We start from the raw sequence: 14,382 nt of genomic DNA, 5'->3' as shown, positions 1-14,382 counted from the left end.
TTTGTTGTGAGTAACTGTGCATGCTTTTGGGCTGGACCCCCCCCAGCCCGGCGCGGCATATCGCCCGGGTGTCTTTTTTCCTCGCCCTCCTCGCCGGCTTTCTGAACGGCGCGCCGAGTTGGGCAGGGACCATTCGCGACATCGACGTCCAGTCGAGCCGCATCGTGATCCGCTTCGACGCGCGGGTGGCAGAGGCGAGCAGCTTTCTGCTCGCCGGGCCGAACCGGATCGCGATCGATCTGATGGGCGCGCGCCCCGGCGCTGCGCCCGACCGGACACGCGGCCCGGTCGCAGCGGTGCGACAGGCCGCGCATGGCGACGGCGCGCGCGTCGTGTTCGACCTCGCCCGTCCGGCGATCGTGACCGAGGGGCGCTTCGCAGCCGATGGCGCGACGCTGACGCTGGAATTGCGCACGGTCGATGATGCCCGCTTCGCCCGCGCTGCCGCGGAAGGCCGGATGAGCTTCCTCCCGCCGTTCAGCTTCGCGCGCGCGTCCAGCCGCCACGTCTATAGCGTCTCCGCCCCGGTGCCCCCCAAGCCCGCACCATTCACGCTGCCGCGCATTTACGGCCGTGACGACGATCGCCCGCTGGTGGTGATCGATCCCGGCCATGGCGGTCGCGACCCCGGTTCGATCTCGGCGGACGGACTGCACGAGGCGGATCTTGCGCTCGAGATTTCCAAGGCGATCCGCGACGAGCTGGTCGCATCGGGCCGGGTGCGCGTCGCGCTGACCCGCGAGGACGATCGCTACCTGATCCACCGCGACCGGTTCGAAATCGCCCGCAAGCTGGGCGCCGCGCTCTTCATCTCGGTCCATTGCGACGCGGCGCACACGCCAAGCGCCAGCGGGGCAACCGTCTATACGCTGTCGGAAGTCGCATCGGACAAGGAAGCCGCGCGCCTCGCCGCGCGCGAGAACAAGTCCGACATTCTCGCCGGGATCGACCTCGACGGCCAGAATCGTGACGTCTCCTCGATCCTGATCGACCTGACCCAGCGCGAAACGATGAACGCGTCGGCAAAGTTCGCCCGGCTGCTCAGCCGCGAGGCACAGGGGCTGATCCCGGTGAAGGAAAACCCGCATCGTATGGCATCGCTGCTGGTGCTCAAGGCGCCGGACATGCCGTCGATCCTGTTCGAAACCGGCTATATCTCGAACCCCGGGGATGTCGCGCTGCTCAATTCGCGCGACGGCCGCAAGCGGATCGCGCAAAGCGTCAATCGCGCGGTGGCGATCCATTTCGCGACACGGATGGCGTCGCGCTAGGTTCGATCCACCCGGCATTCGATTTGAGCCGTCCTGCGCTATCCTCGCTTTCGGTGTCGCGACCCCCGTCCCGTCCCCCGTCCGTCGCAAAGGCGGGTGGCATGACCGGCGTATCCTGCTAAACCCCGCGCGCGATGGCCGATCAGTACCAACCCAATTTCACGCTCAAGTTCACGCGCGAGGATGTCGGCAACCGTTTTGCGGAACTCCGCAAAAAATGGTGGTTTCGCATCCTGGCCTGGCTTGCGCTGCTCGCCGGGCTCGGCACGATCGCGCTCTGGGCGCTGTTTTTGCGCGACCTGCCGTCGGTTGACAGGCTGCGCACCTACGAGCCGCCGCTGCCGACCAATATCCGCGCCGGCGACGGGATGCCGCTGCGCAGCTATGCGCGCGAGCGCCGTGTCGAATTGTCGTTCGAGGAATATCCCGAACTGATGGTCGGCGCGTTCCTCTCGGCCGAGGACAAGACCTTTTTCCAGCATAGCGGCGTCGACTATCCGGGCCTGATCCGTGCCGCCTGGCAAGGGCTGGTGAGCGGCGAGACGCCGCGCGGGACCTCGACCATCACCCAGCAGGTGGCAAAGAACCTGCTGCTGACCAACGAGGTCAGCTATGTCCGCAAGGCACGCGAGGCGATCCTCGCCTTCCGCATCGAAAATTCGCTGAGCAAGCAGCAGATCCTTGAGCTCTATCTCAACCAGATCGCGCTCGGCCGGAACGCCTTCGGCGTCGAAGCTGCGGCCAACGCCTATTTCGACAAGAGCGTCCGCGAGCTGACGCTGCCGCAATTCGCCTATCTGGCGATCCTGCCCAAGGGGCCGAGCAACTATATGCCCGAGCGGCACGAGAAGCGCGCGATCGAACGCCGCAACTGGGTGCTGGGCCAGATGCGAGAGAATGGCTATATCGATCAGGCGCAGCTCGACGCCGCGCTCGCCGCGCCGCTGGGCGCGGTGCCGCGCAAGACGCCCAGCACCGATCCATTGGGCGGCTATTTCATCGAAGAGGTCCGCCGCCAGCTGATCGACAAATTCGGCGAGACCGAGGAGTCGGGACCGTACAGCGTCTATGCGGGCGGGCTGTGGGTGCGCACCTCGTTCGATCCGGAAATCCAGAAGGCGGCGCAAAAGGCGCTGCGTGAGGGCCTGCTGCGGTACGACCGCGGGCGCGGCTGGTCCGGCCCGATGCGCGAGGCCTCGTTCGAGGGCGATGGCTGGCGCAGCGCGCTGCTCAACCACAATATCGACCTCGATTATGAGGACTGGCGCGCCGCGATCGTCATTTCGAAAGACGCGTCGAGTGCGCAGATCGGCTTCGGCGACGGCCGTACCGGCACCCTGCCGCGCGGCGGCGCGCAGATGCCGGTGCGTGGCAAGGGCGGAACCGCCTTCGCTGCACTGAAGCCCGGCGACGTGATCGCGGTGGCCCCCGCAGGCGGCACATTCGCGCTACGCTCGATCCCCAAGATTTCGGGCGGCATGGTGGTCGAGGACCCGCGCACCGGTCGCATCCTGGCGATGCAGGGCGGGTTCGACGCGACGGTCCAGGCGTTCAACCGCGCCACCCAGGCGCAGCGCCAGCCGGGATCGACGATCAAGCCGATCGTCTACGCCGCCGCACTCGAAAACGGGATGACCCCTGCCTCGATCATCGTCGATGGCCCCTTCTGCGTCTGGCAGGGCGCCGCGCTGGGCGAAAAATGCTTCCGCAACTTCGGCGGCACCCGCGGCGCGGGTCCCAAGACGATGCGCTGGGGCATCGAACAGTCGCGCAACCTGATGACCGTCCAGGCGGCGAACCAGACCGGCATGGACAAGGTGGTCGACCTGATGCAGCGCACCGGGGTCAGCCAGCAGAAATATCCGCCCTATCTCTCCTATGCGCTCGGCGCGGGCGAGACGACGGTGATGCGGATGGTCAATGCCTATTCGATCCTGGTCAATCACGGCCGCGCGCTCAACCCGACGCTGATCGACTTCGTCCAGAACCGCCACGGCAAGGTCGTCTGGCCGGAAAATTGGCGCCCCTGCGATCGCTGCAACATGCCCGACTGGGACGGCAAGCCGATGCCGCGCCCCGTGATCCGCTCGCGTCAGGTGCTCGACGCGATGAGCGCCTATCAGATGGTCCATATCACCGAAGGCGTGATCCAGCGCGGCACCGCGACGGTGCTGCGCGACCTCGGCCGCCCGATCATGGGCAAGACCGGCACCTCGTCCGGCCCGCGCGACGTATGGTTCGTCGGCGGCACGCCCCAGATGATCGCCGGCCTCTATATGGGCTATGACACGCCGACCAATCTGGGCGGCTATGCCCAGGGCGGAACGATCGCCGCGCCGATCTTCAAGGCGTTCGCGCAAAAGGCGTATGAGGGGCTCGACGTGCTGCCCTTCACGGCACCCGCCGGCATCCGCATGGTGCGCATCGACCGCACCACCGGCAAGCGGGTGTTCGGCGCCTGGCCCGGCACCGACCCCAAGGGCGCGGTGATCTGGGAAGCGTTCAAGCCCGAAAGCGAGCCGCGCCGACGGACGATGCGCGACGAAGAGGAAGCGCCCAAGGCGGAGGTCAAGAAAAAGGCCGTGCGCCAGGAAGGGCCGCGCGACAGCGACTTCTTGCAACGCGAGGGCGGAATCTATTAGCGGCACTATTTCGTCGCCCCAGCGGAAGCTGGGGCCTCGTGCCTCACGCCGCTCGCTTGCGGCTTGAGACCCCAGCTTCCGCTGGGGTGACGATTTGTTTGAAAGGTTTCTACGATGCGCGCCGAAGCGCAGGCTTACGCCGACAAGATCAATGCCGCGCTCGCGCTGCTCCGCCGGTTCATCGACTGGGACAAGGCGCTGCGTCGGCTCGACGAACTCAACGCCCGGGTCGAGGACCCGACGCTGTGGGACAACCCCAAGGCCGCGCAGGACGTGATGCGCGAGCGCCGTCGCCTCGACGAATCGATCACTGCGACGCGTGCGATCGAGCGCGAGCTCGCCGAGACCAGCGAGCTGATCGAGATGGCCGAAGCCGAGGGCGACGAAGAGATGGCGGTCGAGGGGACGCAGGGCCTCGCCGCGCTGGCCGAACGCGCCGAGCAGGACAAGGTCAAGGCCCTCCTGTCGGGCGAGGCCGACGCCAACGACACCTATCTCGAAGTCCATTCGGGCGCGGGCGGCACCGAAAGCCAGGACTGGGCCGAAATGCTCCAGCGCATGTACACGCGCTGGGCCGAGCGCCATGGGTTCAAGGTCGAGCTGATGGACTATCACGCCGGCGAGCAGGCGGGAATCAAGTCCGCGACGCTGCTGATCAAGGGCGAGAATGCCTATGGCTATGCCAAGACCGAAAGCGGCGTGCACCGGCTGGTCCGCATCTCGCCCTATGACAGCTCTGCGCGGCGCCACACCAGCTTCTCGTCGGTCTGGGTCTATCCGGTGATCGACGATTCGATCGATATCGAGATCAACGAGAGCGACCTCAAGATCGACACCTATCGCGCGTCGGGTGCGGGCGGACAGCACGTCAACACCACCGATTCGGCGGTGCGCATCACCCACGTGCCCAGCGGCATCATCGTTGCCAGCCAGCAGGACCGCTCGCAGCACAAGAACCGCGCGACCGCGATGGGGATGCTGAAGGCCCGGCTGTACGAGGCCGAACTGGCCAAGCGCGAGGCCGCGGCGCTGGGCGAATATACCGCCAAGACCGAAATCGGCTGGGGCCACCAGATCCGCTCCTACGTCCTCCAGCCCTATCAGCTGGTGAAGGACCTGCGTACCGGGGTGACCTCCACCGCACCGTCGGATGTGCTTGACGGAGCACTCGACCCGTTCATGGCTGCTGCGCTATCACAGCGCGTGACCGGCGAGACGGTCGAGGTGGAGGACGTGGATTGAGACTGGCGGGCGCTGCGCTGATCCTGACCCCCGCGCTGATGCTGGCCGGGTGCGACGAGACGCGGCCGCGCCCCCAGCCGACCCCGGCGGAGGAGGTCAGATTCCCAGATGCGGACCGCCCGGTCGCCACCATCGTGTCGGCGCGCTGGTCGACCGAGGAGGCGCGCGACCGGCTCAATGAAGCCGACACGGTGATGAACCGTGCGGACATCCGCCCCGGCATGACCGTCGCCGATATCGGCGCGGGCGAGGGCTATTACACGATCCGCCTGGCCCAGCGCGTCGGCAAGGACGGTCGGGTGCTGGCCGAGGACATCATCCCCGAGGTGCGCGATGCACTCGCCCAGCGCGTCGCGCGCGAGCGGCTCGACAATGTCAGCGTGCGCCTCGGCGAACCCGACGACCCCAAGCTGCCCGACAACAGCTTCGACCGGATCTTCATGGTCCATATGTATCATGAGATCGAGCAGCCCTATGAGTTCCTCTGGCGAATGCGCCCATCGCTGCGCAAGGACGGGCTGGTCGTCGTCGTCGATGCCAATCGCGAAACGCAGAATCACGGCACCCCGCCCGACCTGCTGAAATGCGAATTCGCGGCGGTCGGCTATAGGTTGGTGTCGATGCGCGACATGCCCTCGGCGGGCGGCTATCTCGCCATGTTCCGGGCCGAGGGGCCGCGCCCCGATCCCGCCGCGATCCGCGCCTGCCCCAATCGCGGCGTGCCTTCACCCAGCGCTGGCGCGACGCCGCAGGGCGACGAGTAGGTCACAGCAATCCCGCGGCGCGAAAGCTCCACATCGCCCCGCTCCGCCCGACCACGACATGATCGACCAGCCGCGACTCGATCGTCTCAAACGCACGGGCGAGGCGACCGGTGGTTTCGCGATCGGCACGGCTGGGCCACGCCTCGCCCAGCGGATGGTTATGCGCCATCATTACGCGCGGGGCATCGAGCAGAAGCGCATCGGCAACGATCCGCCGCACCGGCAGGTCGAGCGATCCGCTGCACGGCGACACGATCCGCAAGGTGCCAAGCACCTGTCCGCCGGGCGTGCAATAGGCGAAGGCAGCAACCTCGCGCGGCTCATGCGCGATACTTGCCGCAAGCAGGTTGGCCAGCGCGCCGAAACGGGAATCCGGGGTGGGGTCGCACGACTCGCCAGCCATGGCTCCAGCCTCGCCAGCGTCGGCTGCCGGGTCGAGCGCAACCACATCCGGTCTGGAGCATCATTCCTCCATTTCGGATCAACCGTGCTTGGCGGACCTCCGGCGCTCGGCTAGGCTCGCTTCATGCGGCAATATCTCCACCTGATGGAACGCGCGCTGCGCGACGGCGCGGTGCAGAACGACCGGACCGGCGTCGGCACGCGCAGCGTGTTCGGCCATCAGATGCGCTTCGATCTCAGCGAGGGCTTCCCGCTGCTGACGACCAAGAAGCTGCATATCCGCTCGATCTTCATCGAACTTCTCTGGTTCCTGCGCGGCGACACCAATGTGAAGTGGCTGCAGGACCGCCGGGTCAGCATCTGGGACGAATGGGCCGATGAACAGGGCGATCTCGGCCCGGTATACGGCAAGCAATGGCGCGACTGGGAGGCGCCCGATGGCCGCCATATCGACCAGATCAAGGAGTTGATCGAGACGCTGAAGACCAATCCGGCGTCGCGCCGCATGGTCGTCTCCGCCTGGAACCCGGGCGAACTCCACGCGATGGCGCTCGCGCCGTGCCACTGCCTGTTCCAATGCCATGTCGCGGACGGCAAGCTGTCGCTCCAGCTCTACCAGCGCAGCGCCGACATCTTCCTCGGCGTGCCCTTCAACATCGCCAGCTACGCGCTGCTCACCCATATGCTCGCCCAGCAATGCGATCTCGAGGTCGGCGAGTTCATCTGGACCGGCGGCGATTGCCATCTCTATTCCAACCATGTCGAACAGGCCGAATTGCAGCTGTCGCGGGCACCCGGCCCGCTCCCGCGCCTCGAAATCCTGCGCAAGCCGCCGTCGATCGACGCGTACGAGTATGAGGATTTTGCTCTGCACGACTATGTCGCGCAGCCGCACATCAAGGGCGCGGTGGCGGTCTGATCACCTTCCATCTCGCACGCGCCGATAATGGCGTGATCGGGGTCGATGGCGACCTGCCCTGGCGGCTGCCCGCTGACCTCAGGCGCTTCAAGGCGCAGACCATGGGCAAGCCGATGGTGATGGGCCGCAAGACGTTCGAGAGCTTCCCCAGCCCGCTGCCCGGTCGCCGCCATATTGTGCTGACCCGCGACCCCCACTGGCACGCGGACGGCGCGGAGGTGGTGCATTCGGTCGAACAGGCGCTCGCGACCGCAGGCGATGGCGAAATCGCGGTGATCGGCGGCGCGGAAATCTTTGCGCTGTTCCTCGACCGCGCCGACCGGGTCGAACTGACCGAGGTGCATGTGTCGCCGAAAGGCGACGCGATCGTCCCCGCCTTCGGGCCGGAGTGGCAAGAGATCGCGCGCGAGGATCACCCGACGGAGGGCGAGCGCCCCGCCTATAGCTTCGTCACCCTCACCCGCTCACCCTGATCGTCACCCCGGCCTTGTGCCGGGGGCCACTGTGCCGCAAAACCCTGAGCGATCGGATGCGCGGCACGGTGGATGCCGGGACATGTCGGCATCACGAATGGGGGATGCGATGAAGAAATGGCTGTGGGGCGCACTCGCCCTCATCGTAGTGGCAGTCGCCGCCTTCCTCATCCTCGCCCCCGGCATCGTCGAGCGCGGCATGAACAAGGTCGTCGCGACCAGCCTCCCCAATGTCACCCCCGAGACCCGCAGGCTGCACGCGACCCTTCCGATCGCCGACATGCACGAGGACACGCTGCTGTGGAAACGCGACCTGCTCGACCGCGCCGATCGCGGCCATGTCGACCTGCCCCGGCTGATCGACGGCAATGTCGCGCTCCAGGTCTTCTCCTCGGTCACCAAGACGCCCAAGAACCAGAATTACGACGCCAACAGCGCCGACACCGACAACATCACGCTGCTCACCGTCGCCCAGCTCCAGCCGCCCCGCACCTGGACCTCGCTGCTCGAACGCTCGCTTTACCACGCGCAAAAGCTCGACCGCGCCGCCGCCCGCTCCGGCGGGCAACTCCACGTCATCCGCTCGCCCGGCGAGCTCGACGCGCTGCTGGCCGCACGCGCGGCGGGGCAAAAAGCGGTCGGCGGCCTGCTCTCGATCGAGGGGCTGCACAATATGGAAGGCAAGCTCGACAATCTCGACCGGCTTTACAATGCGGGCTTCCGCATGGCGGGCCTTGTCCATTTCTTCGACAACGAACTCGCCGGATCGATGCATGGCGAGAAGAAGGGCGGGCTGACCCCGCTCGGCCGCCAGACCGTGCGACGGATGGAACAGCTCGGCATGATCGTCGACATCGCCCATTCGAGCCACGCGACCGTCGCCGAGGTGCTCAGGATCGCCAAGCGCCCCGTCGTCTCCAGCCATGGCGGGGTACAGGCGGTGTGCAAGGTCAACCGCAACCTCTCCGACGCCGAGATTCGCGGCGTCGCCAAAACCGGCGGGGTGGTCGGCATCGGCTATTGGGACGCCGCGATCTGCGGCACGGAACCGGCGAAGGTAGCCGAAGCGATCGCGCATGTCCGCGATCTCGTCGGGATCGACCATGTCGGCCTCGGTTCCGACTTCGACGGCGCGGTGACCACCGGCTTCGATACGTCGCAGCTGATCTATGTAACCCAGGCGCTGGTGGATCGCGGCTTCACGCCGGAAGAGATCGGCAAGGTCATGGGCGGCAACGTGCTGCGCGTGCTGCGCGCGGGGATGGTGCCACGCTAATTCCTCCCCTGCCGCGCAGGGGAGGTGGCAGCACGAAGTGCTGACGGAGGGGCCGCCCCGCAGAGGGCGGAATTTTGCCGAGATGCTGTCGGCCGTCTGCGCGACCGCCCCTCCACCACCCGCTGCGCGGGCGGTCCCCCTCCCCCAGCAAGCTGGGGGAGGAATTGCGGAGGATTTGATTCCTCTCGTCCTGACCTTATAGCCCCGCGCATGGAGCGCCTGGACGGAGCGGCTTCGGTCCCCGCGCAGTTGCGCGGCGGGATCGTCGCGCTGGGGAATTTCGACGGCTTTCACCGCGGCCACCAGGCGGTGGTGGGCCGGGCGGTGAGCCGCGCCCGCGCCGAAGGCCGCCCGGCGATCGTCGCGACCTTCGATCCGCATCCGGTGCGGCATTTCCAGCCCGACACCCCGCCTTTCCGCCTCACCACGCTCGACCAGCGCGAGCGGCTGTTCGCGGCGGCGGGCGCGGACGCGATGCTGGTCTTCCAGTTCGACGGCACGCTCGCCTCCCTTTCGGCGCGCGCATTCGCGGAGCAGCGGCTGTGCGGCCTGATCGGCGCAGGCGGGGTCGTCACCGGCGCGGACTTCACCTTCGGCAAGGGCCGCGACGGTAATGTCGCGGTGCTGGCGCAACTGGGCGCGGAGCTGGGCTTCAGCGTCGATACCGTCGCCCCCGTTTCGGAGGATGACCAGATCATCTCCTCGAGCCGCATCCGCGATGCGCTGCGCGAAGGCCGCCCGCGCGATGCCGCCGCGCTGCTCACCCGCCCCTTCGCAATCGAGGGGGTGGTGGAGCCCGGCGCCAAGCTCGGCCGCGACCTCGGCTACCCCACCGCGAACCTCCGCCTGGGCAGCTATCTGCGCCCGCGCTACGGCATCTATGCGGTGCGCGGACGGCTGTCGGACGGCACTGTCCTCGATGGCGTCGCCAATCTCGGCATTCGCCCGACCATCGACCCGCCGGTCGAGCTGCTCGAACCCTATTTCTTCAACTTTTCGGGCGATCTCTACGGTCAGACCATCGAGGTCGAACTGATCGAATTCCTCCGCGACGAGGCGAAATACGACGATCTCGACGCGCTCAAGGTCCAGATCGCGCGCGATTGCGATGCGGCACGGGAAGCTTTGCGAATTATCTAGCCCCTCCCCTTCAGGGGAGGGGTTGGGGTGGGGCCTGTCCTCTTGGCGGTCGGTCTCGGTGAGACTGAAATGCCCCACCCCCAACCCCTCCCCTGAAGGGGAGGGGCTTGAGATGCTTCCACCTTCCGCAGCTTTCCTCTAATCGGCGCAAACTCATGACCGACACACCTGACTCGCAGCGCGCCCAAGCGCCCGACTATCGCGACACCGTCTTCCTGCCGAAGACCGACTTCCCGATGAAGGCGGGCCTCGCCGCCAAGGAACCGGCGATCCTCGAACGCTGGGCCAAGCTCGGCGTCTACGACCGCCTCCGCGAGCAGCGGAAGGGCCGCGAACGCTTCATCCTCCACGATGGCCCGCCCTATGCGAATGGCGACATTCACATGGGCCATGCGATGAACAAGGTCCTCAAGGACATCATCGTTCGCAGCCAGTCGTTGATGGGCAAGGACGCGCCCTATGTCCCCGGCTGGGACTGTCACGGCCTGCCGATCGAGTGGAAGATTGAGGAAGCCTATCGCGCCAAGAAGCTGAACAAGGACGAGGTCCCCGCGGCCGAATTCCGCGCCGAATGCCGTGCCTATGCCGAGAAATGGGTCGCAGTGCAGCGCGAACAGTTCGAGCGGATCGGCATCATGGGCGATTGGGAAGACCCCTATCTCACCATGAAGTTCGACGCCGAGGCGACGATCGCCGGTGAACTGCTCAAATTCGCGACCAGCGGCCAGCTTTATCGCGGGGCCAAACCGGTGATGTGGTCGCCGGTCGAAAAGACCGCGCTGGCCGAGGCCGAGGTCGAATATGAGGACGTCGTCTCGACCCAGATCGACGTCGCGTTCGAGATCGTCGATGCGCCGAATGCGCCATGGCTGCACGGTGTCTCAGCCGTAATCTGGACGACCACGCCTTGGACGATTCCCGTGAACCAAGCCCTCGCTTATGGCGAGGACGTCGAATATGCCGTGATGACCGTCCATTTCGAGACTACGCCCGGTACCGGTGACGGTTTTAATCGGATCGCACAGACCGATCCCGTGCTGCGTTGTCTGGATGATGGACGGGTTCTGATAGCGTCCAAACTTGTGGGTGAGGTTCAGAAGCGCATCCGATCTTCGGTTGCCAGCGCAGCCGGAAATGAAGGCTACGAGATCTCGTTCGACGTCAGCGACGCCTTCCCAGGCTCCGACCTCGCCGGTGCCACCGCCCGACACCCGATGCACCACCTCGGCGGCTTCTTCGCCAAGCCGCGCCCCTTCCTGCCCGGCGAGTTCGTCACCACCGACGCCGGCACCGGGCTCGTCCATATGGCGCCCGATCATGGCGAGGACGATTTCCTGCTGTGCAAGGCGCATGGCATCGACCCGGTGTTCGCGGTCGATGGGGCCGGCATGTACCGCGCCGACTGGGCGTGGCTCGGCGGTCAGGGATCGGTGATCAACAAGAAGTTCGTCGCTTCCGACGGCCCGATCTGCACCGACCTGCGCGAAGCGGGCGCGCTGCTCGCCGCGTCGGATGATTTCGCGCACAGCTATCCGCATAGCTGGCGGTCCAAGGCGAAGATCATCTTCCGCGCCACCCCGCAATGGTTCATCCCGATGGATGGCAATAAAAGCCCCTCCCCTTCAGGGGAGGGGTTGGGGGTGGGGCCTGTCAGTCTCACAGAGACCGACCGCCCAGAGGATAGGCCCCACCCCAACCCCTCCCCTGAAGGGGAGGGGCTAAGAACGCCCGGCTCCGCCGCCGACGAACTCCCCGCCTTCGCCGCGCCTGCAGGCTTCGGCCCGATCGTGAACCCCACCCATGGCAACGCCCCCACCCTCCGCAACCTCGCGCTCGACGCCATCGAGCGGACCCGCTGGGTCCCCGCGCGCGCCGAAAACCGAATTCGCTCGATGGTCGAACAGCGCCCCGACTGGGTCATCTCCCGCCAGCGCGCCTGGGGCGTGCCGATCCCGCTCTATGTCCATCGCCAGAGCGGCGATTACCTCCGCGACGAGGCGGTCAACGCCCGCATCCTCGACGCCTTCCGGGCCGGAGGTGCCGATGCGTGGTTCGGGGCGGATCATCAGGCGTTGCTCGGCCCGGGCTACGACCTCGCCGATTATGAGGTGGTCAACGACATCCTCGACGTGTGGTTCGACTCGGGTTCGACCCACAGCTTCGTGATCGAGGCGCGCTATGGGACAGGCACCCGCGCCAACCTGTATCTCGAAGGGTCCGACCAGCATCGCGGCTGGTTCCAGTCCTCGCTGCTCGAAAGCTGCGGCACCCGCGGCCGCGCGCCCTATGACGCCGTCCTGACCCACGGCTTCGCGCTCGACGGACAGGGACGCAAGATGTCCAAGTCGCTCGGCAACGTCGTCGATCCGCTCAAGATCATCGGTGAGAGCGGCGCCGACATCCTGCGGCTATGGGTCGCGCAGACCGACTATTTCGAGGATGTCCGCATCGGCAAGGAGGTGCTCGCCGGAACCAGCGACGCCTATCGCAAGATCCGCAACACCTTCCGCTACCTGCTCGGCGCACTCGACGGGTTCGGCGATGCCGAGAAGGTCTCGGTCGAGAAGATGCCCGAGCTGGAGCTATACATTCTCCACAAGCTCGGGATGCTGGACGTCGAATTGCGCGCGGCGGCCGAAGCGTTTGAGTTCAATCGCTACGCCCGCGCCTTGTCGGACTTCATGAATGAAGACCTGTCGGCCTTCTTCTTCGATATCCGCAAGGACTGTCTCTATTGCGACGCGCCCGGCGATCCCAAGCGGCGGGCGTACAGAACGGTCCTCGACATCCTGTTCCACGCCCTGGTCCGCTATGCCGCGCCGATCCTCGCCTTTACGGCGGAGGAAGTGTGGCAGGCGCGCTTCCCGTCCGAAGACGGATCGGTCCATTTCCTCGAATGGCCCGAGCTGCCGTCGCTCCCCGGTGACGACGCCGTCTCGACCGAATGGGAGGATATCCGCCGCCAGCGCGAGGCCGTGACCGAGGCGATCGAGCCGCTGCGCCGCGAAAAGACGATCCGCTCCAGCCTCGAGGCAGAAGTGACCGTGCCGGACATGCTGCGCCCCGCTGCCGAACTGGCCGAAGTGTTCATCGTCGCGGACGTCCATCAGGGCGATGGCGAGACGGTGCGCGTGACCCGCACCGACCACAAGAAATGCGGTCGCTGCTGGCGGCTGTTGCCAGAGGTTGAAGCCGATGGCGCGCTGTGCCACCGCTGCACCAAGGTGGTATCATGACACGCAACCGGACGATCGGCTTCATCCTCGCCCTGCTCATCTTCGTCGCCGATCAGGCGATGAAGGCGTGGGTGGTCGAGGGGCTGGGCATCGATGCGCCGGGCAAGGCGATCGAGGTGGTGTCCTTCTTCGACCTGCGCTTCGTCGCCAATATCGGCGTATCGCTCGGCCTGCTGGCGGCGGAGACCGATACGATGCGCTGGGGGCTGGTCGCGCTCACCGCCGCGATTGCGGGCGGCGTGGGCTGGTGGATGCTCAAGGAGCAGAACCGCCAGGACCTGTTCGCCCTGTCGCTGGTGCTGGGCGGCGCGCTCGGCAATATCGTCGATCGGGTCCGCTTCGGCTATGTCGTCGATTATGCCGATCTGCACTTTGGCGAATGGCGCCCTTTTTTGGTCTTCAATGTCGCCGATGCTGCGATTACCATCGGCGTCCTGATCCTGCTCATCCGGGCGCTGTTCGTGCGTGAGAAACCCAAGGCCGAGAATAGCGGCGCCCCTGTGGAGAATGCCAATGCGTAAGTCCGTGCTTGTCGCCGCTGTTTGCGGCTCGGCGACCCTGCTCGCCAGCTGCGGCGGCGGCCTGTTGGACCGCAAGCGTCCCGACGAATTCGCCGTTGCGCGTCAGGCGCCGCTGGTGATCCCGCCCGATTTCGCGATGCGACCGCCCCAGCCCGGCGCCCCGCGCCCGCAGGACGCCGGCGGCCCCTCGCAACAGGCCCTCGACGCCTTGTTCGGCGGCACTGCGCCGCGCAGCGCCTCCGAGACCGCTGCGATCGACGCCGCCGGTGGTCGCAGCGCCGCCGATGCGGGCGTTCGCTCGGCCGTGGGCAGCCCCGACACCAATGTGGTCGACAAGGGCAGCACCACGCGCGACATCGTCGCCGCTCCCGAGGGCGACGGCCGCGAAGCGCAGACCCAGGTCGGAAACGCACCGACCCCGCCGCAGAACTGAGACGCGTCTGCCCTGCGCTGCAGTGGAACGACTGACGGCAAAAGGGCCGCGGAACCCAGGTTC

Annotated in this window: 12 protein-coding genes; 11 read left to right on the top strand and 1 reads right to left on the bottom strand. The window is 66.6% G+C overall.

Annotated features, from left to right (window positions below; genetic code table 11):
* Nucleotides 1–20 precede the first annotated feature (20 nt).
* The 4 genes from FPZ54_RS18160 to FPZ54_RS18145 all read left to right on the top strand — a co-directional run bounded on the left by FPZ54_RS18160 (nucleotide 21) and on the right by FPZ54_RS18145 (nucleotide 5,919).
* Nucleotides 21–1,271, top strand: a complete 1,251-nt coding sequence (locus FPZ54_RS18160) for an N-acetylmuramoyl-L-alanine amidase (RefSeq protein WP_239019635.1) — start codon at nucleotides 21–23, stop codon at nucleotides 1,269–1,271.
* 134 nt (nucleotides 1,272–1,405) lie between these two features.
* Nucleotides 1,406–3,913, top strand: a complete 2,508-nt coding sequence (locus FPZ54_RS18155; protein WP_145849214.1) for a penicillin-binding protein 1A — start codon at nucleotides 1,406–1,408, stop codon at nucleotides 3,911–3,913.
* A gap of 114 nt (nucleotides 3,914–4,027) precedes the next feature.
* Nucleotides 4,028–5,155 carry a peptide chain release factor 2 gene (prfB, locus tag FPZ54_RS18150; protein WP_145849213.1) on the top strand — a complete coding sequence of 376 codons (1,128 nt, stop codon included), beginning with the start codon at nucleotides 4,028–4,030 and terminating at the stop codon, nucleotides 5,153–5,155.
* Nucleotides 5,156–5,193: 38 nt separating this feature from the next.
* Nucleotides 5,194–5,919, top strand: coding sequence for a class I SAM-dependent methyltransferase (locus FPZ54_RS18145; RefSeq protein ID WP_145850028.1), 726 nt, complete (start codon nucleotides 5,194–5,196; stop codon nucleotides 5,917–5,919).
* A gap of 1 nt (nucleotide 5,920) precedes the next feature.
* Here FPZ54_RS18145 and FPZ54_RS18140 read toward each other — a convergent pair whose 3' ends face one another.
* Entirely contained in the window at nucleotides 5,921–6,322 is a 402-nt protein-coding gene (locus tag FPZ54_RS18140) for a JAB domain-containing protein (protein WP_145849212.1), read from the bottom strand.
* A gap of 123 nt (nucleotides 6,323–6,445) precedes the next feature.
* On the opposite strand from FPZ54_RS18140, the gene FPZ54_RS18135 reads away from it, so the two are divergent.
* The 7 genes from FPZ54_RS18135 (at nucleotide 6,446) to FPZ54_RS18105 (ending at nucleotide 14,319) form a co-directional block, all read left to right on the top strand.
* Nucleotides 6,446–7,240: a thymidylate synthase gene (locus tag FPZ54_RS18135; RefSeq protein WP_145849211.1), complete on the top strand. Its 795-nt coding sequence runs from the start codon at nucleotides 6,446–6,448 to the stop codon at nucleotides 7,238–7,240.
* Nucleotides 7,237–7,713 (top strand): dihydrofolate reductase, encoded by a 477-nt coding sequence (locus FPZ54_RS18130; protein WP_145849210.1) that lies wholly within the window; start codon nucleotides 7,237–7,239, stop codon nucleotides 7,711–7,713. The genes FPZ54_RS18135 and FPZ54_RS18130 overlap by 4 nt, the downstream gene beginning before the upstream one ends.
* Nucleotides 7,714–7,822: 109 nt before the next feature.
* The gene (locus FPZ54_RS18125) at nucleotides 7,823–8,989 is read left to right on the top strand and encodes a dipeptidase (protein ID WP_145850025.1); all 1,167 of its coding nucleotides are present in this window, start codon (nucleotides 7,823–7,825) and stop codon (nucleotides 8,987–8,989) included.
* A 210-nt stretch (nucleotides 8,990–9,199) separates the two neighbouring features.
* Nucleotides 9,200–10,129, top strand: coding sequence for a bifunctional riboflavin kinase/FAD synthetase (locus FPZ54_RS18120; RefSeq protein WP_145849209.1), 930 nt, complete (start codon nucleotides 9,200–9,202; stop codon nucleotides 10,127–10,129).
* A gap of 155 nt (nucleotides 10,130–10,284) precedes the next feature.
* Nucleotides 10,285–13,365 carry an isoleucine--tRNA ligase gene (locus FPZ54_RS18115; RefSeq protein WP_145849208.1) on the top strand — a complete coding sequence of 1,027 codons (3,081 nt, stop codon included), beginning with the start codon at nucleotides 10,285–10,287 and terminating at the stop codon, nucleotides 13,363–13,365.
* Nucleotides 13,362–13,886 carry a signal peptidase II gene (gene lspA, locus FPZ54_RS18110; protein WP_145849207.1) on the top strand — a complete coding sequence of 175 codons (525 nt, stop codon included), beginning with the start codon at nucleotides 13,362–13,364 and terminating at the stop codon, nucleotides 13,884–13,886. Before FPZ54_RS18115 ends, lspA begins: the two co-directional genes overlap by 4 nt.
* The gene (locus FPZ54_RS18105) at nucleotides 13,879–14,319 is read left to right on the top strand and encodes a DUF3035 domain-containing protein (RefSeq protein WP_145849206.1); all 441 of its coding nucleotides are present in this window, start codon (nucleotides 13,879–13,881) and stop codon (nucleotides 14,317–14,319) included. The genes lspA and FPZ54_RS18105 overlap by 8 nt, the downstream gene beginning before the upstream one ends.
* Nucleotides 14,320–14,382 lie beyond the last annotated feature (63 nt).

This window comes from Sphingomonas suaedae (assembly GCF_007833215.1).
Lineage (GTDB): Bacteria > Pseudomonadota > Alphaproteobacteria > Sphingomonadales > Sphingomonadaceae > Sphingomonas > Sphingomonas suaedae.
The sequence above is the reverse complement of the archived record's forward strand: the minus strand, read 5'-3'. Positions and strand labels throughout refer to the sequence as shown.

Excerpts from the sequence above, each read along its gene's own strand:
- FPZ54_RS18160 (WP_239019635.1), top strand. The coding sequence starts at position 21 with ATGCTTTTGGGCTGGACCCCCCCCAGCCCGGCGCGGCATATCGCCCGG.
- FPZ54_RS18155 (WP_145849214.1), top strand. The coding sequence starts at position 1,406 with ATGGCCGATCAGTACCAACCCAATTTCACGCTCAAGTTCACGCGCGAG.
- prfB (WP_145849213.1), top strand. The coding sequence starts at position 4,028 with ATGCGCGCCGAAGCGCAGGCTTACGCCGACAAGATCAATGCCGCGCTC.
- FPZ54_RS18145 (WP_145850028.1), top strand. The coding sequence starts at position 5,194 with ATGCTGGCCGGGTGCGACGAGACGCGGCCGCGCCCCCAGCCGACCCCG.
- FPZ54_RS18140 (WP_145849212.1), bottom strand. The coding sequence starts at position 6,322 with ATGGCTGGCGAGTCGTGCGACCCCACCCCGGATTCCCGTTTCGGCGCG.
- FPZ54_RS18135 (WP_145849211.1), top strand. The coding sequence starts at position 6,446 with ATGCGGCAATATCTCCACCTGATGGAACGCGCGCTGCGCGACGGCGCG.
- FPZ54_RS18125 (WP_145850025.1), top strand. The coding sequence starts at position 7,823 with ATGAAGAAATGGCTGTGGGGCGCACTCGCCCTCATCGTAGTGGCAGTC.
- FPZ54_RS18120 (WP_145849209.1), top strand. The coding sequence starts at position 9,200 with ATGGAGCGCCTGGACGGAGCGGCTTCGGTCCCCGCGCAGTTGCGCGGC.
- FPZ54_RS18115 (WP_145849208.1), top strand. The coding sequence starts at position 10,285 with ATGACCGACACACCTGACTCGCAGCGCGCCCAAGCGCCCGACTATCGC.
- lspA (WP_145849207.1), top strand. The coding sequence starts at position 13,362 with ATGACACGCAACCGGACGATCGGCTTCATCCTCGCCCTGCTCATCTTC.
- FPZ54_RS18105 (WP_145849206.1), top strand. The coding sequence starts at position 13,879 with ATGCGTAAGTCCGTGCTTGTCGCCGCTGTTTGCGGCTCGGCGACCCTG.